Genomic DNA, 20135 nt, shown 5'->3' on the forward strand with positions numbered 1-20135 from the left:
GGGTGATAACTTGGAAATTGTATTAAAGGAATTTGCGGATAAATTTTATAAGACCTTTATCCAGGACGACCGCTGGAAATACCTTACCAACGGTCTGAAAAACACTTTGACCATTACTGTTTTCGCCGTTCTGCTGGGAATGGTCTTAGGCTTTCTTATCGCCATAATCCGCTCCACCCATGACAAAACGGGCAAGCTTAAAGTCCTGAACTTCTTTGCAAAGATATATCTGACTGTGATACGAGGAACTCCCGTTGTCGTTCAGCTGCTTATCATTTACTTTGTTATCTTCGCCTCCGTTCAGGTGGACAAGATATTCGCCGCAGTGCTTGCTTTCGGACTTAACTCCGCCGCATACGTTGCAGAGATAGTCCGCTCGGGCATTATGGCGGTGGATAACGGTCAGTTTGAGGCAGGCTCCGCGCTGGGACTGAATTACTCCCAGACTATGAGCTATATCGTTCTTCCCCAGGCATTCAAAAACGTTCTCCCCTCTCTTGCAAACGAGTTTATCGTTCTGCTCAAGGAGACCTCTGTGGCAGGCTATATTGCCGTTCAGGATCTTACAAAGGGCGGAGATACTATCCGTGCGAATACATATGAGCCGTTCCTGCCCCTTATTGCGGTGGCGCTCATATATCTTGTTATAGTTATGATACTTACCCACTTTGTTACCCGTCTTGAAAGGAGGCTTGCGGCTAATGATAAGCGTTGAAAAGCTGTACAAGTCCTTCGGGGAGCTTGAGATACTCAAGGGCATTACCGAAACCATCGACAAGGGTGAAAAGGTGGTTGTCATCGGTCCTTCCGGTTCGGGCAAAAGCACATTTTTAAGGTGTCTCAACCTTCTTGAGAAGCCTACCTCGGGCAAGATAATCTTCAACGGCGTTGATATCACCCACGCAAAGGAAAAAGAGCTTAACCATATGAGACAGAAAATGGGAATGGTGTTTCAGCATTTTAATCTGTTCCCTAACCTTACCATACGGGGAAATATCACCCTTGCGCCCGTTAAGCTCGGGCTTATGACAAAGGACGAGGCTGACACAAAGGCAGAAGAACTGCTCCGAATGGTAGGGCTTTCCGACAAGGCGGAAAATTATCCTTCTCAGCTCTCAGGCGGTCAGAAGCAGCGTATCGCCATTGCACGCTCATTGGCAATGAACCCCGATGTTATGCTTTTTGACGAGCCTACGTCGGCTCTTGACCCGGAAATGGTGGGCGAAGTTCTGAGCATTATGAAGGAGCTTGCCGAGGAGGGTATGACCATGGTGGTCGTTACCCACGAAATGGGCTTTGCGAGAGAGGTCGCTTCAAGGGTAATGTTTATGGCGGACGGAAACGTTATGGAACAGGGCGCACCCGATGAATTTTTTGGGAACCCCAAAAATCCCCGTTTAAAGGATTTCCTTTCAAAGGTACTGTAATGGAGATACGTATTTCACAGGGGCTTGAAACGGCTCCCGAAGCGGCTATGATACGAAAGGCTGTTTTCATTGACGAACAGGGCTTTGAAAACGAGTTTGACGATATAGACGGATATGCCTTCCACGCTGTGCTTTTTACGGAGGACAATATTCCCGCTGCCTGCGGACGGCTGTATTCATCTGACGGACAAAGCTTTATTATCGGCAGGATAGCAGTATTAAAGCCGTTTCGCAGATCGGGCTTAGGTGAAAAAATAGTAACTGCTCTCGAAAATAAGGCTCGTGAGCTTGGAGGTACCGAAACCGAGCTTTCTGCACAGGTAAGGGCAATGGGCTTTTACGAAAAGCTTGGCTACTCCCCTTTCGGTGAGGAATATCTTGACGAATACTGCCCTCATATTGCCATGAAAAAATTACTTTGAGATAAATTTTAAATCCGCAGCGATTTGTGTGAAACCGCTGCGGATTTATTTTTATCATCTCATAACATTGTTCATTTTTTCCGAAACTGCCGATACGCTTTGGATAAGCTCGTGAATATCCGAACCTGTTTTGCCTGTGGACTCAACGGAATTTTTAAGCTTGATAAGAATATCCGAAAGCTCCTTTATTTCGGCAATGATGTCGGTTATATTTTCATTGACCATACTTGTTTCTTCCGAAACCTTGCTGTAGCTGGTAATAAAGCTCTGTGTGGCGTTCTGGGTCTTGTCTGCAAGGCTGCCGACCTCCCCTGCCACTACAGCAAAGCCCTTTCCTGCTGCTCCGACGTGAGCAGCCTCAATGGACGCATTAAGGGAAAGAAGCTTGATCTGGAGTGCGATATCCTGGATTATTCCCGAGCTGTTATTATATTCCTCATTGATGGAATTTATCTGGGATATATTTGCAGACATTGTATCGCTGAGTCCCTGCAGCTCGGATACGATCCTGTTGACATTCTCGATGAGATACACATTTTCTCCCGAGTCCGCAACGATCTTGTCAGTATTCTCCGAAACAAGCTTTATTTTGCTGTTGAGGGCTGCTGTCAGCTCGTTGATATCATTATTTGCCTTAACGATATTTTCATTGAACTTCTGGATATTGGCGCTCTCCTCAATGTTCTTTTTAAGAATATACTGGTGGCAGTTTTCCGGGGAATTAAGCCCCTTTGCCACGGCAAAAGCCATTTCGCGGCAGGACGAATATCCGCACGCCTGACAGTCAAAATGCCGCTCGGATTCGTTTTCCTTATAAAGAGCCGAGAATGCATTTCTGATATCGCCTTCCGAAACAGACTTTACATCGGGCTGCTTCGGAGTGTATGAACGCAGGAAATCCTCAAGCCTGAGATCGCTGTCGAACTGCTTGTACTGCTTGTTTTTGTTATGATGCGTCTGCTTCAGCTGCCGTGAAAAGGAATCGGACCTGACTTTTTCCATCATATCCATTATCTCAAATTTATTATACTTCGACGGAACTCCCGGTCCCACCGTACAGCCGAAATCACAGGAAAGCACGTCAAACACAGCCGGACGGGAGCTTTCGGGAGTTTCAAGATACATATCGAGATCGTGATAAACATGAGGCACGCCTTCGGAGTTGATGACCCGCAGCTCGGGAGCCATCAGCCTGAGACATTCTTTAAGTCCTCCGGGCATCGGGTATATCGCGCCGCTGTAGGCAGGGAGACCGTCAAATTCAAATTCTCCGCTGACGATATGGATATTATTCTCCTTGAGGTATTTCTCAAGGGCTGCAAAGGTAACGTTATATTCCACAGCGCCTGTGTCTGTAAATTCGGTTTTCTTGGCAATGCAGGGGGAAAGGACTGCAAGAGGATTGCTGTCCCTGCAATACTTTTTGATATAGATCGCACCGCAGAGAATGGGGCTGTGGACGGGAGACAGATAGGGTATAAGCTCATGCTTGTATTTGAGGATATAATCTGTGAGAGCCGCACAGGGCTGAGAGATTATCTTCCCGACCTTTTTCTCTGCCACCGCTTTCAGATGCATATATGTACAGATATCCGCGCCGAATGAAACGTCATAGATCTTATCGGCGCCCAGCTGACGGACTGCATGGAGCACATTGCGCCAGCCGCTTCCGAATGCTATTTTTACCGCAGGAGCCACCAGAACGGTTATCTTCTTTCCCTTTTTAAGGTCACTGAAAAAACGGCTCGTATCGTCTTCATAATACCTTGCCTTGTGAACGCAGGCTTTGATACATTCACCGCAGTTTATACAATTTTTGTCATTTACGGTAATTACGTTTTTGTCGCCTAATTTCTGAGACATATTGGCATTGTTGACGGGACAGGCTCTGATGCAGGCATTACAGCCCACACATAAATTCGGCTCGATCTTTACCATTAAGTGATATCCTCCTGAAATAATATCAAGCTGCTTAATTCGGTCAGAAATTTAGTCGATGCTAATGACGAATTATTAAGCATTATTTTTAATATTATATCATACTTTTTTACACATAGCAAGAAAAATGTATTATTTTAGGAGACTATATCGTTTTTTTGTTTATTTTGACGAAAATTTCCAATAAACAACTTTGTTTACATTTTATTTTCCTTCTCAAGGACCGAATGTCTGTGCATTTTAACCAAGGGGATACTCTGTGCCGTTAAAGCTTAATGCGCAGACCTCGGAAGTGTCCATATAATTCCGGAAATAATCACTTTGCTGCCTGTATGCAAGGTGAAGTGTCATTTCGGCGGTGCCGTTTTCAAGCTTGCCCGACCAGCCATTCATAGACACGGGTATCAGAGAGCCGTCGGTCATGACAAGATACATTTCGTTTTCTATACCGGTCACAACTCCCCTAAAGAAATCATTGTTTTCATTGCCGGGAAATTCAATATCCATTTTGCCGCCTGTGGGAGATATCTCGATAAGCTTTACGGTACATTCAAATTCATAACGCTCGGAACCGCCTTCATAAATTTTGTCGCCGATCTCGTCGGGAGACTTGAGACGGAATGTTGCTTTTTCCTCGGGGGCTTTGCAGGTGAGAACGTCCAGAGACTTGTCAGAGGCAGTATATTTAAAGCTTATGCTCCATTTCAGGGGTATGGCTACCACAGAACTGATATCCACCTGTACCGGCTCGTGGGTATCTTTGTCATAAAAGCCATATTCGCCTTTATTCATTCCGTAATAGGAATTTGTTTCATCGCATATCTCATTGTATTTATCCCACCCGACAAGCGTATCGCCCTCTGCGGATATTACTTTGCCGCTAATAGGTTCATCGCCTTCAATATCCATTGTATAAATTATATTTCCATTTTCTGTTATTGATTGACCAAATCCACCGCCCCAGGACATCTGGGCTGTAAATCCCACTGCATTATTTATCTTAACGTTATCCTCAAGCCAAGTATAATCATTATGATCAAAATCGGCGGGATTCTGAAAATGCTCCGTTACGGGTGTGCCGTCCTTTCGGGATATCTCGATAACGGCATAGAGGGTATCCGAATCTCCCGTTACACCTGCCACGCTCACGATGTAATCATCATCGGAAACGGAATATCTGACGTTGCTGACCTTTCCTACAAGCTCCTCGGCAAGCTCGCTGTCGGCTACCTTTATCCTGTCACCGAACAGCACGTCAAAATCAAGATTTCCGGTTACCGCTGCGGCGGTCACTCCGAGACAGGCGGCAAAGCATACTGCCACGGGGATAATTATCCCCTTTCTGAGCCTTGGGCGGCTCCTGTTATCGGCTGTTTGTGACGATTTAACTTTCTCAAGAAGCTCGTCGGACGGAGCGATATCTTCAAATGCGTTTTTAATAAGCTCTCTGTTATTCATCTTGCCATACCTCCTCAAGTTCTTTTCTGAGTGCAGTTCTTGCACGTTTGAGCCTTGTCCTTACGGCAGGCTCGGATATTTTCAGCAGCTTTGCGGTCTCATCGCAGGAATAGCCGTAGTAGTAATACAGCAGGACGGGAAGGCGGTAGCTCTCGGGCAGCTTCATTACTGCTTCTGTTACCGTCCGCTTTTCAAGTCCGTCTTCATTTTCTGACGGGATATTTTCGTCAAGCTCCGCTTTATAGCGGCTGTAGGCACTTCTGTGGAGCATTTTGCAGAAATTCACCGTCACCCGTATGAGCCACGCTTTTAAATGCTCCTCGTCCCTGAATTCCCGTTTATGGTTTGACAGCTTGAGAAAGGTCTCCTGAAAAATGTCCTCGCTGTCGGAGACTGTGCCGCTGTAAAGATAGGCGGTTTTATATACCATATCTCCGTATTTGTCTACGGTCTCCTCAAAGTTCGGCTTCAATTTATATCCCTCCTTTGGAGAGAGTTTTGTGGTTTTCGTCAGAAAATTTCGGACTTTAGTCCGAAAAGCAAAACTCGTATGTTTGAAAATCTTTGATTTTCAAACATATCACTCCCCTTTTTCGTTTTGAGCGCTCACTATAAAAATGCGGCAGGATGTCAAAATGTGACAAGAAAATTTGTTCGATTTGTCAATTGACATTTTGATACATTTGTGCTATTATATAAGAGTAATAATTCTCCCGGGACTGTTGTCACAGGAGAATTTACTGTCATTATCAGTTATCAATTTTTGAAATGGTGATGACCTTGACGGGGCATTTCTCGGCGCATTTGCCGCAGGCGGTGCATTTTTCGTGGTCAACACGGGCAATGTTCTCCGACACGTGTATCGCGTCAAACTCGCACTGCTTTTCACACAGCTTACAGCCGATACAGCCCTTGCCGCATACCGCTTTGACCGCCTTGCCCATATCCTTTGAGCTGCAGAGGACATCTGCTGTGGGTGCCATTTTTCTGATCTCGATAACATCGTTGGGACAGGTCTCGGCGCACATTCCGCAGCCTATACATTTTGACCTGTCTATCCTTGCAAGGTCGTCTCTTATTACGATTGCGTCTGCGGGACAGACCTTTGCGCAGTCGCCCTGTCCGAGGCAGCTGAATTTGCAGCCCCACATTCCGCCGTAAAAACGCTTGGCGTTGACGCAGGTTAGCTCCCCGTCAAAATCAAAGCTTCGCTGCTTGCTTTGGCAGTCTGCCGAGCAGCGGACAACGGCTATCTGCTTTTCCGTCTCCCCTGCGCTGACTCCCATTATTTCGCCGATCTTTTCTGCTGACTTTGCTCCTCCGGGTTTGCAGAGGTTGGCTTTTTCGCCCTTTAGGACTATGGCTTTGGCATAGTCAGAGCAGCCGCTGTAGCCGCAGGCTCCGCAGTTTACCTGTGGGAGAGCCTCGTTCACCTCGTCCACCCGAGGGTCGGACTTAACGGCGAATATTTTTGAAGCGGCGGTAAGCAGCACGCCTGCGAGTATTCCCATTCCCGCAAATATGAGGACGGGAAGAATGTATGCTTCAAACATTTATATCGATCCTTTCGGTAAGGTTATTTTCTTTATTATGCGGACGGGTATTGCTCCGTCCGCAGGATATCAGCCGAAGATACCCTCGACCATTCCCGAAAAGCTCATAAAGCTTACGGAGACGATGGAGGCGGCTATAAGTGTGGCGGGAACGCCCTTGAAGGTCTCGGGGACGTCTGCCTTGTCTACCCGTGAGCGCACTCCGCTGAATATGAGCAGGGCAAGAGTGAAGCCCAGACCTGCGCCCAGTGCGTCAACAATGGACTCGCCGAAGGTATAGCCGTTGTCGATATTGAGAATGGTCACGCCGAGAACGGCACAGTTTGTTGTGATAAGAGGAAGATACACGCCCAGCGAACCGTAGAGGGCAGGCATTTTCTTCTTGAGTATCATTTCGATCAGCTGAACAAAAAGGGCGATTATGAGGATAAAGGCTACGGTCTTGAGATACTCAAGTCCGAAGGGTGCGAGGAGGAAGGTATATACGGGGTAGGTACAGATCGTGGCACATATCATTACAAAGGTCACGGCAGCTCCCATTCCTGCGGCGCTGTCAAGCTTTTTCGACACGCCCAGAAAGGGGCAGATACCCATAAATTTCGAGAGGACAAAGTTATTGGTCAGCATTGCACTGAAAAGTATCACGAGCATTGTTTTCATACCGTCTTTTCCTCCTTGTGTTCATTGGCGCAGCCTGTGCAGCTGTCGGCGCAGGGACAGCCTTCGCAGCCTATCTGCTGAGGCGGCTTGCGGTTTGCAAGCTTATTTACAACGGCGATTATACAGCCGAGGACGAAAAATCCGCCTGCGGGCATTATGAATATGGTCATGGGGTCGGGAATGTGGAGGTCGATGCCCATCCACTTGCCTGTACCCAGTATCTCACGGAAGGAGCCCATCAGGAAGAGGGCAAGGGTGAAGCCTATGCCCATTCCAAGTCCGTCAAGGATGGAGGGGATCAGCTTATTTTTCGATGCAAAGGCTTCCGCTCTGCCAAGGATTATGCAGTTAACGGTTATAAGGGAGAGGAAAAGTCCTAAGCTGTCGTAAAGCGCGGGAACATAGCCCTTCATCAGAAATTCTATGAGGGTCACAAAGCTTGCGATTATTACGATGAAGCAGGGCAGTCGTACTGCTTTGGGGATAACATTTTTGAGGAGCGACACCACCGCATTGGAGCAGACAAGGACAAAGGTAGTGGCTATGCCCATTCCCAGACCGTTTTCTGCCATGGTCGTTACCGCCAGCGTGGGGCACATTCCCAGAAGGGTCACAAGGGTGGGGTTTTCCTTGATCATGCCTTTTGTAAATTCCTTGAGGTTACTGTTTTCAGCCATTTCCCTGTTCCTCCTTCAGCTGAGAGTAGGCATTTACGGCTGTCTCCACCGCTTTGTTCATTCCCTTTGAGGAATATGTGGCTCCCGTTATGCCGTCCACCTGAAAATCAGGTGAGGTTATTCCCTTGAAGCGGTCAAGGTAGGCGCTGTCCTGCACCTTGGTTCCAAGTCCCGGGGTCTCGCCGATGGTGAGGACGGATATGCCGCAGACTGCTCCGCTTTCGTCAAAGCCGATAAGAAGATGAAGTCCTCCCTTGGAATATCCGTCGGCGGTTATCTCAAAGGCAGTTTTGCCGCTGCCGTTGTCGATTATAGATGTCACTCCTTCGTATGTTCTGACCGTTCCGTCATCGTTTATGAGCATTTTAAAGCTTTCCGATGTGCCGTAAATTTCCGCAAGTCCTTCGGAAAGCTTATCGGTAATTATTCCTGTGGTGTCCACATAGGTGAGATTGTAGGCAAGCACGAGGAGCGCCGAGGATATTATGCATATGAGCGTGAGGACCAGGGGGGGCATAATTTTTTCTTTCATTGTCATACCTTTGCGCCCTCCTTTTCAGGCTTTTTTGCGCCTACGGGTCTAAGCTCGCAGAGTCTGTCGATATAGGGAACAAGGAGGTTCATAAGCAGTATTGAGAATGATACGCCCTCGGGATAGCTGCCGAATTTTCTTATAGCAAAGGTGAGTATTCCGCAGCCTATGCCGAAAATAAGCTTGCCCTTTCCTGTGAGAGGGGTAGTGGCGTAATCGGTAGCCATAAAGAATGCACCCAGCATAAGTCCGCCCGAGAGAATTGCATAAAGAGGGTCGTCACCTGCAAGGAATGTGAGGAGAGCGACTGTGCCGATAAAGGCAAAGGGAGCGTGGGGGGTGATTATCCTTGTTATCATAAGGAATACTCCGCCTATGATAAGTGCAAGGGCGCAGGTCTCGCCGATACAGCCTCCTGTGGTTCCCAGAAAGAGTGAGAGATAATCTGCGTCCTTTGTTACAAGAGGAGTTGCCGTTGTTACTGCGTCGGCGGTATTTTTATAGTAAAAGGGTGCGCTCCATCGGGACATATGACCCGTAAAGGATAACATCAGGACTATTCTTCCCACAATGGCGGGATTGGCAAAGTTCTGACCTATGCCGCCGAAAAGCTGCTTTGTTATGACGATAGCCACAAAGGAGCCTATTACTCCGAAGAGCGGGTCAATTTCGGGAGGAAGGTTCATTCCCAGAAGAAGTCCCGTTACAACTGCGGACAGGTCGGAAATTGTCTGGGGCTTTTTCATTATCCGTCTGAGGATATACTCGAAAAACACGCAGGAAACGGTGCAGACCGCAAGATTTACAAATGCCATCGGTCCGAATATTATCACTCCTGCTATGCAGGCGGGCATTAGGGCAATTATTACCAGAAGCATTACCTTGCGGGTGCTTATATTGTCGTGGATATGGGGTGAGGGCGATACATTAAGGCTCACGTATATTCAGATCCTTTCAATCAAGTGGAAATTTGCTTATTTTCGCTTTGCGGCATTCATCAGAAGCCCCTTGGCAAGCTGATTTTTCTCCGCAAGCCGCCTGTTTGCGGGACAGACATAGGAGCAGCAGCCACAGTTTATACAAAGTCTGACCTTGAGCCGTTCAAGCTCATAGGTATCTCCCCTGTCGTATGCGCTCTCAAGGCTTACGGGCATCAGCTTTACGGGACAGGCACGGATACATCTGCCGCAGCGGATACAGGAGGTGGTTTTTGTTTCGGGGACATCTTTAAATGCAAGGATAGCATTATTTACCTTGATAACGGGGCGGTCGGCGCTGTCAAGTGCCATTCCCATCATAGGACCGCCGTAGAGGACTTTATCGTACTCAGTGGCTCCGCAGTATTCAAGAAGCTCGGAGGCAGGTGTCCCCACAAGGACACGATAGTTTCCGCTGTTTTTTGTCACAGCTGTGCCGTCTATGGTAAGGCGCTTGCTTACAAGGGGCATTCCTGTGCGGATATATCTTATGAGGAAGGCTATGGTGGAGACATTCATGACGATAACTCCCCGGTGAGCGGGAAGCTCGCCTTCGGCTACTACTCTGCCTGTGGCGGTGTAGATAAGCACCTTTTCTGCGCCTTGGGGATATGTGGAGGGAAGTGAAACTACTTCGATATTCTTATTGTCGGCAGTCCGCTTTTTCATATCGGCAATTGCTTTAGGCTTATTTGCTTCAATGCCTATCTTGCAGGAGGGTATTCCGAGCATTTTCATTATATAGGAAATGCCGTCAATAACGTCCTCGGGGGCTTCAACAAATTCACGGTAATCGGAGGTGATATAGGGTTCGCACTCGGCTCCGTTTACAAGAAGGGTGTCTATGGGCGTTTTGACCGGGTCAAAGCCAAGCTTGATATGAGTAGGGAAGCCTGCTCCGCCAAGTCCGCAGCAGCCGCTTTCTCTGACTGCCGCCAGAAAGCTGCTTCTGTCGGTCACGACCGGGGGCTTTATATCGGGACATACTGTCTGAAGTCCGTCTGTCTCAATTATTACAGCTTTACAGGCTGTGCCGTTTGACAGCCGCCAGTCGGTGATATCCGAGACCTTTCCCGAGGCGGGAGAATGGACGGGAACGGACATAGGCTTATCCGAGTCGCCTATTTTCATTCCCACTGTCACCTCGTCCCCTTTTTTCACAAGAGGAATGCAGGGCGCGCCCATACACTGCGCCATGGGCAGTACAAGCTTCTTTGGCAGAGGAAAATCAACGGTCGCCGTATTCTCTGTAGATTTATGGTGCGGCAGCCTTACTCCTCCTGTTTTTACGGACATATTATTTCAACCCTTTCTTTTGGTCTGTTATTTCTTAAAAAAATCGATATTTAAAGGGTGCATTATCCCGCAGAAAAATCCCCGAAAAAAGCACCCTTGCTATATTTTTATTATGTCAATTGAAATTATAACACAGACCCGATCAAAAGTCAACACGGATTTTATTTTATTTTGTTCCATTCAGACTATTTTCTGCCTGTCCGGTTTCGACAAAAGCCTTACACGGGCAATGATATAATTTTTTTATAAAGCTCGGACGGGGAAGTTTTTTTATGTACATATATGCGGATATTCTTATTATAACCAATATTTACGTGGATTTTCTGCTGATAAGGTCGGCGGCGGCTATTACTCACAGTCCGCTGAAAACGGGCAGAGGTATCTTTGCGGCAGTCATTGGAAGCCTTTTTTCTCTTGCGATCTTTCTGCCGAAAAGCCTTGATTTTTTTCTTGCGCCCATTAAGCTGATCTCTTCTGCGGTCATTGTTCTTATCGCTTTCGGATTTGAAAATTACGGGCATTTTTTCAGACGTATGGTTGTTTTTTATCTCTGCGCCTTCATTTACGGCGGGCTGGGAACAGGGCTTGCTTATCTTACGGGAGGACGATTTATTACCGCAAGAAACGGTATTATTTATGCTGATTTTTCTATGCCTGCCCTGGTAATAACTTCAATTGCGGCTTATGTCTGCATCGGCGTGTACAAGCGGCTTTCCGACTATGGCACAGACGGCTCTTATACGGTCATAGTTTCCGACTGCGGCAGGACGGCAAGCTTTAAGGCTGCTGCCGATACGGGAAATGTCCTGAGAGACAGCTTTACGGGCAAATATGTTATCGTTTGTCCCAAGGCTGTCCTTCTGACGCTTTATGACATTGTGCCCGACTGCAAATGTGTGACTGAGGGGAAATGCACCCTTGGGAAACGATGGCGGCTGATACCCTATTCCACTGTATCATCTTCGGGGATAATGGCTGTTATCTGTCCTCGGGACGTTTGTCTGAAAAATGATGAGACGGGGCAGCTTTTCCGTGCGGACGTTTATCTCGGTGCGGCTGAAAATGATGATTCCAAAGCGGTATTTAATCCGAAGATACTTATTTGATTTTAAGAAAGGATATGATCTATTATGTTAAGTGCAGAGCGGCTGTTTGAAATGGCAAGGGAGCTTGCGGCAAAGCTTCTCGGGATATCGGACGGTGTTTTTTACATAAACGGCCCCGAAACGCTCCCTCCTCCCCTGACAAGATCCGAGGAGGAAGAAGCCTTCGCTCTGCTGCTGACCGACGCACCAAAGGGCAGAGAACAGCTTATTGTTCATAATCTGCGGCTGGTGGTTTACATTGCAAAAAAATTCGAGTCAACGGGGATATGCGTGGACGATCTTGTTTCTATCGGCACCATTGGGCTTATTAAGGCGGTGAACACCTTCTCCCCAATGAAAAATATCAAGCTTGCCACATATGCTTCAAGATGCATTGAGAATGAGATACTAATGTTTCTGAGAAAGACCTCTCAACACAAAAACGACATCTCCATTGACGAGCCGCTGAACATTGACTGGGACGGAAATGAGCTGCTGCTTTCGGATATTCTCGGAACCGACGATGACACAGTAAACAGCGGTATCGAGGACGATGCGGAAAAAGCTGTTCTGAGGGAGACTGTATGCCGTCTCCCCGAGCGGGAAAGGATAATCATGGAGATGAGATTTGGGCTGAAAACGGGCAGAGAGATGACCCAGAAGGAGGTCGCAGATGTTATCGGGATATCTCAGTCATATATTTCAAGGCTTGAAAAAAAGATAATCAAAAAGCTTAAAAAGGAGCTTGACAGGCAGATGATGTAAAAATATGCCGCAGACAAACGCCTGCGGCATACATATAACTTATTCAAGCAGATTTCTTTGGCTTCTTTTTCCCAAAATAGGTGGGGCGGAACCATTTCAGATAAACATCCCGTATCATCTGAATGGTGTAATCGTAGAGGATAAAGACAAGATTTATGAACACCATTACGCCCACAACGGCATATTTTCCGAGGAAGGAAAAATCTCCGAAAAAGTCGTACACACCCATAATAAGAGTGATAAGCTTGTACCAGATTATCATTGCGGCATTGAACACGCCGAATTTGCAGAGGGTGCGCAAAAGAGGCAGCTTTATCTTATCAAGCTTCGGTGAGATTATGGGATAATACCCGAAAAACATTATAAAAAGCGTTGATGCTTCCTTGTCGGGGGTGAGGAAAAGCGACAGCAGGGATACGGCGAAAAATGCTGCAAACGCCCAGCTTGTGCTGACCTCGGTGGCGACTATTATCATAAGCGCTCCTGCGTATATGGGGATAGCCATACTTAGTATGGGAAAAACACCCGTCAGGAACATCAGAGTTAGGCAGAGAGCGGATACTACGCCGCCTAAGGCTACCTTATAGCTTGTTTTGCTGTTTTTATGCATTGCGGCTCCGCTCCTTTCCTTTATACTTATTTTTATGATAGCACATTTGCCGAGAAATGTCAAATATTTTCTGATTTATGCCAAATATTTGTTGCAGATGCACAAATCAGTCCTTGTTATGCTCCTTTTTGAGATAGTCGAATGCCTGACGGATATTTGATACGGCAATTATGCCGATATTGTATTTTTTCGGGTCTATCTGTCTGAGGGACATTTTCGGGATAATGCATTTCTCAAAGCCAAGCCGCTGTGCTTCGGATATTCGCTGGGCAATGTTGGAAACGCTTCGTATTTCTCCTCCCAGTCCTATTTCTCCGAATGAAACCAGCTTCTCGTTTATGGGCATATCCATAAGACTGCTGTACAGGGCGAGGGCGGCAGGCAGGTCGGCGGCAGGCTCATCAAGGCGAAAGCCTCCCACGATATTTACGTAAATATCCAGAGTGCCGTAGAAAAGTCCCGCTCTTTTTTCTAAAACAGCGATTATTATTGCAAGGCGGCTGAAATCAAAGCCTGTTGATGTCCTTCTTGGGGCGGAATAGCTGCTTTTGGTTACAAGAGCCTGCACCTCAGCAAGAATGGGGCGGGTACCCTCCATTACGCAGCCCACGCAGCTGCCCGATACGCCTGTTGGTCTGCCCGAGAGGAACATAAGCGAGGGATTTTCCACCTGCTCAAGTCCGCTGTCCAGCATTTCAAATACGCCTATCTCGTTTGTTGAGCCGAAACGGTTCTTTACGGCTCTGAGAAGGCGGTAGCTCTGATGGCGGTCTCCCTCGAAAAAGAGGACGGTATCAACGATATGCTCCATTACCTTTGGTCCTGCGATGGCTCCGTCCTTGTTCACGTGTCCAACAAGGAAAATGGGTATCTCCATATCCTTGGCAAGGTGCATAAAGAGATTGGTACACTCTCTCACCTGTGTTATGCTGCCCGATGCGGAGGTTATACTGCGGATATTCATGGTCTGTATGGAGTCGATTATTACTATTTCGGGTCGGGAGGACATTATGGTGCTGCAGATGGATTCGGCGTCGGTCATACTGAGCAGGTAGAGATTAGGCGTTGTTACTCCCAGGCGGTCGGCTCTGAGCTTGACCTGTCGGACACTTTCCTCTCCCGATACGTAGAGTATGCTGTGCTCGGCACCCAGGTAGCTGCATATCTGGAGCAGGAGCGTGGATTTTCCTATTCCCGGCTCGCCGCCCAGCAGCACGAGAGAGCCTTTCACAAGTCCTCCGCCGAGGACTCTGTCAAGCTCCCCTGCTCCCGTTGAATAGCGTATTTCCTCATCGGTGTCTATCTGGGACAGGGTGCGTATCTTGTCCGAACAGTCTGCTCCCGATGCTGCCGAGGGTGCGGCTTTCAGCGATGACTTTTTTGGTACTTCTTCTATTATATCCTCCTCGAAGGTGTTCCACTCGCCGCAGGAGGGGCATTTTCCGTTCCATTTCGGGGATTCAAAGCCGCAGGAGCTGCATATATATACCGATTTTAGCTTGGCAGGCATTTTTCTTTGTTCCTTTCAGGTAGTCATATTTTTCCAAAATTTTAAAAACCGGTATGAAGCTGTGCCCCATACCGGTCGAAAAGCTTATGCTGTGAACTTAAAATCCAAGCTTCTTTGCAAAATCAGCGGAAATTGTCTTTTCAAGTGCTGCCGCTTCTTCTCTTGTTGCGCCTGTGGTGGTGTAGTAAGCCTTGATCTTAGGCTCTGTTCCGGAGGGACGGATAATTACGCTTGCGCCATCTGTGAGCTTGAAGGTAAGAACATCGGACTTGGGAAGAGTAAGCATTGTCTTTGCACCTGTTTCGGTGTCTACAGATGTGCTTGCCGCATAGTCCTCAAAGCGTGTTACCTTGAGACCGCCGATCTCGGTGGGAGTATTGCTGCGCAGACCTGCCATTATTTCCTTCATTCTTTCCATACCGGAAGCACCCTCGCATACGAAGGAGGACTGAGTATGAACGTAAACGCCGTACTTCTTGTACATATTCTCTCTTGCCTGAATGAGGGAAATGCCCTTTGTGCGGTAGAAGGCTGCCATTTCGCAGATGAGCATTGAAGCAACTACTGCGTCCTTATCTCTTACGTAAGAGCCTGCGAGATAGCCGTAGCTCTCCTCAAAGCCGAAGATATATCTGTCCTCCTGACCCTTGTCCTCTAAGAAGCCGATCTGCTCGCCGATAAACTTGAAGCCTGTGAGAACTTCAATGAGCTTGACGTTGTACTCTTTGCAGATCTTTGCGGCAATATCGGTGGAAACGATGGTCTTGACGGCAACGGGATCCTCGGGCATTGTACCCATCTTTGTTCTCTCGGAGCAGATGTACTCAAGGAGCATTGCGCCTACTTCATTTCCTGTGAAAAGCTCATAGCCGTTATCGGAGGGAACGGCGATACCTACACGGTCTGCATCGGGGTCGGTAGCAAGGAGAAGGTCAGGCTTGACTGTTTCGCAAAGCTTCAGACCGAGAGAAAGTGCCTCCTTGATCTCAGGGTTGGGGAAGGGACAGGTGGTAAAGTTGCCGTTGGGATATTCCTGCTCGGGAACAACGGTAACGTCCTCAATGCCTATCTTCTTGAGAATAGCTCTTACGGGCTTGTTTCCTGTGCCGTTAAGAGGAGTGTAGACAACCTTGAGACCGCTTGTCTTTACAAGGTCGGTGTGGATACCCTGCTTGGACACCTCGTCAAGGTAATTGTCGATAACAGTCTGGGAAATGTAATTTATCATTCCGTCTGAAACAGCCTTATCATAATCGGTAAGCTTTGCGCCGTCAAACATAGGAACGTTATTGATATTTTTCAGAACGATCTCAGCGGCGCCGAGAGTGAGCTGGCAGCCGTCGGAACCGTAAACCTTATAACCGTTGTACTTGGCAGGGTTATGAGATGCAGTTATCATAATACCTGCGCTGCACTTATGCGCTCTTACAGCGTAGGAGAGCATAGGGGTAGGCATAAGCTCGGTGTAGATATAAACCTTGATGCCGTTTGCTGCAAGAACGGAAGCCGCTTCCTTAGCAAAAACATCGGACTTGATACGGCTGTCATAGGAAATTGCAACAGAGGGATTTTTGAAAGCCTCGTTAACGTAATCCGCAAGACCCTGTGTGGCACGTCTTACAGTATATACGTTCATTCTGTATGCGCCTGCGCCGATAACGCCTCTGAGACCGCCTGTACCAAACTCCAGGTCACGGTAAAATCTGTCCTTTATTGCCTCGTCATCGCCCTCGATAGACTTCAGCTCTGTCTGAAGGTCGGGATCGTCTACAGCCTTTTCGCACCAAAGTGCATAAAGCTCCTTTTCATTCATAACTTGGTCACCTCATTATAAAATTATTATTCGCATAAAACACAGCAATGAATAGTTCATTTATTATTATAACATATATTTCCCGATTTGCCAATAGGGAATTTTGTGATTTTTCATATTTTTCACATTTTATTTTCGGAAAAATGTCTGCTGTCCGAATTATTACACAGTACATATGTTATAATCAAATCAGAACATCAGGAAAGGAAATGATAAAATTGAAAAAATACTTACCCATTCTCAAGGAATACCCCATGACCGCCCTTATGTGCCTTGCCGCAGATATATTCTTTACAGCGAAATACTCAAGCATTGCGGCTGAATGCGACCCTACTCCCATTACCTACTTTATCGCCCTGTATGGCAGCATTATGGCGATACTCATATTCACCGCAGGCTGGAACAGGGCAAAATCCAAGGCGGAAAGGAAGTCGGAGGAACGCCGCAGATACAAGCGCAGACAGGCTATAAGCACGATTTATTCAAGAGAATTTTACGGCATTACCGAAAAATAGCTCAGAACATATTGTTCCGAATTTCCTTGGCGGCGTATCTTCCCTCAAGGGTCTGACCGGGAACATCGGGGTGGAGACCGTCTCGGAGATACTTGCCCGCACCTCCGATGACCTCGAATTTCTCGCAAATGCCGCTGTTGTGGAAGCAGTCGATGACCTGGGCGGACATTCCTCCCGCGATCTTTCTCAGCACCTCAATGGTCTTTTCCACCTTGCGGTTATGCTCGGGTGTGGCTGTCTGGAGCGGAGTGAGGACAAATACACGACAGAGGGGAAATTCCTCCATGATCCGCTGTATGCACCATCTTGCGGCGCCTGCTTCGGTGAAAAGGTCAATATTCTCATTGTTCTCGAGAGATTTGCCTTCGAGTGCCTTTTCAGGGTCTCCGAGGCAGTCGAGAGCGTCGTTTGTGCCCATTGCAAAGGCAAATATATCGGGAACGGGATATTTGCCGCTTTTTACCTCTTCGATAAAGCGCTGGGTATGCACTACTGCGCAGTTATTTGCCCGCTTCTGTAATTCGTTTATATCCTCTGTTTCCTCCCAGCCGTCGCTTATCCCCGCAAAATCGGGGGCGGTATAATCCTGGGTGGTAACACTTCCCGAGGGACAGCTTATGGTTCTTTTGTACCACACCGAGCTGCCCACGGCTACATTGTGATGTGAAGCCATTCCCAGCTCCTTATAAACGTGATACGACCACTGCTCCCCCGCTGTTATGCTGTCGCCGTCCACGCCGAAATTAAGCTTTGAAAAATCCATTGTAATGACCGTCCTTTTCTGCCGGGCTCATATAAATAAGCTTAGCTTTTTGATACAATTTACTCAATTATAGCATACTACATTTATCCGGATATGTCAAGTGCATAAAAAACAGGCTGCCGCACAAAAATTGCACAGCAGCCCGAGCTGTCAGTTATCATTGTTTCTTATGTATGCAAAGCCTGCGTCAAAAAGAGCTATGGTATCATTCCAGCGGACAGCGGCGCTTTCGCTGCCGAGACAAACAATGATAAGCTCATGTCCGAAGCGCTCGGCTGTGGCTACCACACAGTGACCCGAGTAATCGGTCATACCCGTTTTAAGACCCGTTGCGTAGGGGTAATAATAATCGTTGTCGGGCTGAATGAGCCTGTTGGAATTGTTCCAGTAAATGTATTCACCCGAAAGGAATTCCAGCTCGCGGTAGGATTTTTTGCCCGATGCGGCTATCTCGGGGAAATTCTGTGAATAGAGAGTCATTCTGAGCAGATCCATTGCGGTGGTGTAGTGATTATCGTCGTGGAAGCCGTCGGGACAGGTAAAGTTGGTGTCCTTGCAGCCTATTTCCTTTATCTTCTCATTCATTGTATTGATAAACACATTTACAGCCTCGTCTGCGGGAAGCTCCTCTTTACCTGCTATCAGCCTTCCCGTAACAGCCGCCGCACAGTAGGAAGCGTCATTTCCCGAGGGCAGCATTATGGCGTCAAGTATCATATCTCTGTCAAGCTCGCTGCCTACATTAAGATACGCAAGGCTTGAACCGGGCTGAACAAGAGACTGCTCCTCCCCTGCCTTGAAAACTGTTTCGGGCGCAGTGTTTTCCATCATTATTGCCGCAGTCATTATTTTTGTGGTGCTGGCAGGAAATGCCCTTTCCTCCGCATTTTTCGAATAAAGCACACGTCTGCCCTGTACATCATACATAACGCAGTAGGGCGTCTGGATTATCATATCTATCGGATAGCTGTCCTTCTGCTCGAAGATCTCATTCTCGATCTTCAGTTCCTCCATTCGCTTCTCCTCCTCAAACTCGCTCTGAGAGGGAAGTGCCTGTAACACGGTATATCCCGAAGCGTCCACCGTAAGCTCCGTGACTGTCTTTATCTGCGAAAGTGCCGATACAAGCAGCCAGATACCGCCGCCGAGGAGCAGAACTATCAGCATCGCCGTTACTCTTGCTCTGAATATCCTCTTTTTCCTTGCAAGCGAAACGCTGCCCGTACCGCCTTGTCTTGTATTGTTCATCAAGTCATTTCCTTTCAAAATATGCCGCAAAAGCTGTTTTTTCTCTATCTTATATAATGATAACACACAATGCAGCAGGTGCGCAATAGGCATTTTTCACTAAATTTCATTCCTGTTTCAAGCAATAGGTCACATCGGCAAAAAACCGCCATACGTTCAAAAAGCCGTATGGCGGTCTGAGATATGTTCTATAGCGAGTTATCAGGAAAGAGATGAAATGTAGTCGTTTATGGACTTCTCGGCAGAAGCGGCGTTCGTACCGATGATGTAATATGCATAATTTCCGTTTGTTCCCACTATAGACGCTGCTGCAAGCTCCTGATCGTTGGGATACCAGGCATCCTGCTCGATAGCCTTGGTCTTTCTTGCCTCAAGGTCTGCTTCTGCAGCGGAAACGTCATCGGCGTTGATAATGATGATCTCGCTCATCGTCGCGCTGATGGGGCACTGCATTACTATCATTTCCTTATAATTCTCGTTTGCAGGGTCGAGGAGGAAAAATTCCTTGAGTATCACCTCATCTGTAACCTCCATCAGAGAAGGCCATTCGCTTTCGGAAAGCGCCTTTTCCACAGCAGGATAAAGAGGATTGTCGGATACTGTTTCCTCGGGAACTACAGGCTCGGCACTTTCGTCGCCGTCACTTTCATCATCAGCCAGTTCCTCGTCAGTATCGTCCGCAGATACCTCAAGACTCTCGCTCTCTTCGGGAAGGATATCCTCCTCGGTTTCGGCTGACGCGGTATCGGAAGTTTCGGAAACTGTAGTATCGGCAGCAGTTTCGGTTGTCTCCTCGTTCTTGCTGCCGCCGCAGGCAGCAAATGTCATTCCCACAGCAAGAAGAGCTGCAAGCATTGCTATTTTCTTGTTCATAATATCTTTTCCT

At 47.5% G+C, this 20135-nt stretch carries 21 protein-coding genes; 6 read left to right on the top strand and 15 right to left on the bottom strand.

Features of this window, described 5'->3' with window-relative positions:
• Positions 1-10 precede the first annotated feature (10 nt).
• Genes ACI4J0_RS12100 through ACI4J0_RS12110 form a run of 3 tightly spaced genes read left to right on the top strand, consistent with a single transcriptional unit; the run spans position 11 to position 1849 of the window.
• Positions 11-715 carry an amino acid ABC transporter permease gene (locus ACI4J0_RS12100; RefSeq protein WP_439766069.1) on the top strand — a complete coding sequence of 235 codons (705 nt, stop codon included), beginning with the start codon at positions 11-13 and terminating at the stop codon, positions 713-715.
• On the top strand, positions 702-1427 hold the full coding sequence (locus ACI4J0_RS12105) for an amino acid ABC transporter ATP-binding protein (RefSeq protein WP_439766070.1): 726 nt from the start codon (positions 702-704) through the stop codon (positions 1425-1427). The genes ACI4J0_RS12100 and ACI4J0_RS12105 overlap by 14 nt, the downstream gene beginning before the upstream one ends.
• Positions 1427-1849, top strand: coding sequence for a GNAT family N-acetyltransferase (locus tag ACI4J0_RS12110; protein ID WP_439766071.1), 423 nt, complete (start codon positions 1427-1429; stop codon positions 1847-1849). The genes ACI4J0_RS12105 and ACI4J0_RS12110 overlap by 1 nt, the downstream gene beginning before the upstream one ends.
• A gap of 54 nt (positions 1850-1903) precedes the next feature.
• Here the strand turns inward: ACI4J0_RS12110 and ACI4J0_RS12115 are convergent, their stop codons facing one another.
• The 9 genes from ACI4J0_RS12115 to rsxC all read right to left on the bottom strand — a co-directional run bounded on the left by ACI4J0_RS12115 (position 1904) and on the right by rsxC (position 10940).
• A complete protein-coding gene (locus ACI4J0_RS12115; protein ID WP_439766072.1) occupies positions 1904-3787 on the bottom strand; it encodes a [Fe-Fe] hydrogenase large subunit C-terminal domain-containing protein in 1884 nt (627 codons plus the stop codon).
• 240 nt (positions 3788-4027) lie between these two features.
• Positions 4028-5245 carry a hypothetical protein gene (locus tag ACI4J0_RS12120; protein WP_439766073.1) on the bottom strand — a complete coding sequence of 406 codons (1218 nt, stop codon included), beginning with the start codon at positions 5243-5245 and terminating at the stop codon, positions 4028-4030.
• Positions 5238-5717: an RNA polymerase sigma factor gene (locus ACI4J0_RS12125; RefSeq protein ID WP_439766074.1), complete on the bottom strand. Its 480-nt coding sequence runs from the start codon at positions 5715-5717 to the stop codon at positions 5238-5240. Before ACI4J0_RS12125 ends, ACI4J0_RS12120 begins: the two co-directional genes overlap by 8 nt.
• A gap of 277 nt (positions 5718-5994) precedes the next feature.
• Positions 5995-6798: an RnfABCDGE type electron transport complex subunit B gene (locus ACI4J0_RS12130; protein WP_439766075.1), complete on the bottom strand. Its 804-nt coding sequence runs from the start codon at positions 6796-6798 to the stop codon at positions 5995-5997.
• Between the two features lie 69 nt (positions 6799-6867).
• Positions 6868-7458, bottom strand: coding sequence for an electron transport complex subunit RsxA (gene rsxA / locus ACI4J0_RS12135; RefSeq protein WP_439766076.1), 591 nt, complete (start codon positions 7456-7458; stop codon positions 6868-6870).
• Entirely contained in the window at positions 7455-8135 is a 681-nt protein-coding gene (gene rsxE / locus ACI4J0_RS12140) for an electron transport complex subunit RsxE (protein ID WP_439766077.1), read from the bottom strand. The genes rsxA and rsxE overlap by 4 nt, the downstream gene beginning before the upstream one ends.
• On the bottom strand, positions 8128-8673 hold the full coding sequence (locus tag ACI4J0_RS12145; RefSeq protein WP_439766078.1) for an FMN-binding protein: 546 nt from the start codon (positions 8671-8673) through the stop codon (positions 8128-8130). The genes rsxE and ACI4J0_RS12145 overlap by 8 nt, the downstream gene beginning before the upstream one ends.
• Positions 8670-9605 carry an RnfABCDGE type electron transport complex subunit D gene (locus ACI4J0_RS12150; RefSeq protein ID WP_439766079.1) on the bottom strand — a complete coding sequence of 312 codons (936 nt, stop codon included), beginning with the start codon at positions 9603-9605 and terminating at the stop codon, positions 8670-8672. Before ACI4J0_RS12150 ends, ACI4J0_RS12145 begins: the two co-directional genes overlap by 4 nt.
• 36 nt (positions 9606-9641) lie before the next feature.
• The gene (gene rsxC / locus ACI4J0_RS12155; RefSeq protein ID WP_439766080.1) at positions 9642-10940 is read right to left on the bottom strand and encodes an electron transport complex subunit RsxC; all 1299 of its coding nucleotides are present in this window, start codon (positions 10938-10940) and stop codon (positions 9642-9644) included.
• Between the two features lie 272 nt (positions 10941-11212).
• Here rsxC and ACI4J0_RS12160 point away from each other — a divergent pair, with 272 nt between their 5' ends.
• Both ACI4J0_RS12160 and sigE read left to right on the top strand, forming a co-directional pair.
• Positions 11213-12046, top strand: a complete 834-nt coding sequence (locus tag ACI4J0_RS12160) for a sigma-E processing peptidase SpoIIGA (protein WP_439766081.1) — start codon at positions 11213-11215, stop codon at positions 12044-12046.
• 51 nt (positions 12047-12097) lie between these two features.
• Positions 12098-12790, top strand: a complete 693-nt coding sequence (gene sigE / locus ACI4J0_RS12165) for an RNA polymerase sporulation sigma factor SigE (protein ID WP_439766099.1) — start codon at positions 12098-12100, stop codon at positions 12788-12790.
• Between the two features lie 43 nt (positions 12791-12833).
• On the opposite strand, the gene ACI4J0_RS12170 is transcribed toward sigE, so the two are convergent.
• The 3 genes from ACI4J0_RS12170 to ACI4J0_RS12180 form a co-directional block, all read right to left on the bottom strand.
• Positions 12834-13400, bottom strand: coding sequence for a hypothetical protein (locus ACI4J0_RS12170; protein WP_439766082.1), 567 nt, complete (start codon positions 13398-13400; stop codon positions 12834-12836).
• Between the two features lie 106 nt (positions 13401-13506).
• Complete coding sequence (radA, locus tag ACI4J0_RS12175; RefSeq protein ID WP_439766083.1) at positions 13507-14910, bottom strand: DNA repair protein RadA; 1404 nt, start codon at positions 14908-14910, stop codon at positions 13507-13509.
• Positions 14911-15007: 97 nt separating this feature from the next.
• Positions 15008-16723, bottom strand: coding sequence for a phospho-sugar mutase (locus ACI4J0_RS12180; protein ID WP_439766084.1), 1716 nt, complete (start codon positions 16721-16723; stop codon positions 15008-15010).
• Between the two features lie 218 nt (positions 16724-16941).
• On the opposite strand from ACI4J0_RS12180, the gene ACI4J0_RS12185 reads away from it, so the two are divergent.
• Entirely contained in the window at positions 16942-17238 is a 297-nt protein-coding gene (locus ACI4J0_RS12185) for a hypothetical protein (protein WP_439766085.1), read from the top strand.
• A gap of 1 nt (position 17239) precedes the next feature.
• Here ACI4J0_RS12185 and ACI4J0_RS12190 read toward each other — a convergent pair whose 3' ends face one another.
• The 3 genes from ACI4J0_RS12190 to ACI4J0_RS12200 form a co-directional block, all read right to left on the bottom strand.
• Positions 17240-18001: an SGNH/GDSL hydrolase family protein gene (locus ACI4J0_RS12190; RefSeq protein WP_439766086.1), complete on the bottom strand. Its 762-nt coding sequence runs from the start codon at positions 17999-18001 to the stop codon at positions 17240-17242.
• A 150-nt stretch (positions 18002-18151) separates the two neighbouring features.
• A complete protein-coding gene (locus tag ACI4J0_RS12195; RefSeq protein WP_439766087.1) occupies positions 18152-19249 on the bottom strand; it encodes a D-alanyl-D-alanine carboxypeptidase family protein in 1098 nt (365 codons plus the stop codon).
• 201 nt (positions 19250-19450) lie between these two features.
• Positions 19451-20122, bottom strand: coding sequence for a DUF4358 domain-containing protein (locus ACI4J0_RS12200; protein ID WP_439766088.1), 672 nt, complete (start codon positions 20120-20122; stop codon positions 19451-19453).
• Between the last annotated feature and the right edge of the window lie 13 nt (positions 20123-20135).

This window comes from Huintestinicola sp., from assembly GCF_051882455.1.
In the GTDB taxonomy this organism is placed as follows: Bacteria; Bacillota; Clostridia; order Oscillospirales; family Ruminococcaceae; genus Huintestinicola.

Excerpts from the sequence above, each read along its gene's own strand:
- ACI4J0_RS12105 (WP_439766070.1), top strand. The coding sequence starts at position 702 with ATGATAAGCGTTGAAAAGCTGTACAAGTCCTTCGGGGAGCTTGAGATA.
- ACI4J0_RS12110 (WP_439766071.1), top strand. The coding sequence starts at position 1,427 with ATGGAGATACGTATTTCACAGGGGCTTGAAACGGCTCCCGAAGCGGCT.
- ACI4J0_RS12115 (WP_439766072.1), bottom strand. The coding sequence starts at position 3,787 with ATGGTAAAGATCGAGCCGAATTTATGTGTGGGCTGTAATGCCTGCATC.
- ACI4J0_RS12120 (WP_439766073.1), bottom strand. The coding sequence starts at position 5,245 with ATGAATAACAGAGAGCTTATTAAAAACGCATTTGAAGATATCGCTCCG.
- ACI4J0_RS12130 (WP_439766075.1), bottom strand. The coding sequence starts at position 6,798 with ATGTTTGAAGCATACATTCTTCCCGTCCTCATATTTGCGGGAATGGGA.
- rsxA (WP_439766076.1), bottom strand. The coding sequence starts at position 7,458 with ATGAAAACAATGCTCGTGATACTTTTCAGTGCAATGCTGACCAATAAC.
- rsxE (WP_439766077.1), bottom strand. The coding sequence starts at position 8,135 with ATGGCTGAAAACAGTAACCTCAAGGAATTTACAAAAGGCATGATCAAG.
- ACI4J0_RS12145 (WP_439766078.1), bottom strand. The coding sequence starts at position 8,673 with ATGACAATGAAAGAAAAAATTATGCCCCCCCTGGTCCTCACGCTCATA.
- rsxC (WP_439766080.1), bottom strand. The coding sequence starts at position 10,940 with ATGTCCGTAAAAACAGGAGGAGTAAGGCTGCCGCACCATAAATCTACA.
- ACI4J0_RS12160 (WP_439766081.1), top strand. The coding sequence starts at position 11,213 with ATGTACATATATGCGGATATTCTTATTATAACCAATATTTACGTGGAT.
- sigE (WP_439766099.1), top strand. The coding sequence starts at position 12,098 with ATGGCAAGGGAGCTTGCGGCAAAGCTTCTCGGGATATCGGACGGTGTT.
- ACI4J0_RS12170 (WP_439766082.1), bottom strand. The coding sequence starts at position 13,400 with ATGCATAAAAACAGCAAAACAAGCTATAAGGTAGCCTTAGGCGGCGTA.
- radA (WP_439766083.1), bottom strand. The coding sequence starts at position 14,910 with ATGCCTGCCAAGCTAAAATCGGTATATATATGCAGCTCCTGCGGCTTT.
- ACI4J0_RS12180 (WP_439766084.1), bottom strand. The coding sequence starts at position 16,723 with ATGAATGAAAAGGAGCTTTATGCACTTTGGTGCGAAAAGGCTGTAGAC.
- ACI4J0_RS12190 (WP_439766086.1), bottom strand. The coding sequence starts at position 18,001 with ATGGATTTTTCAAAGCTTAATTTCGGCGTGGACGGCGACAGCATAACA.
- ACI4J0_RS12195 (WP_439766087.1), bottom strand. The coding sequence starts at position 19,249 with ATGAACAATACAAGACAAGGCGGTACGGGCAGCGTTTCGCTTGCAAGG.
- ACI4J0_RS12200 (WP_439766088.1), bottom strand. The coding sequence starts at position 20,122 with ATGAACAAGAAAATAGCAATGCTTGCAGCTCTTCTTGCTGTGGGAATG.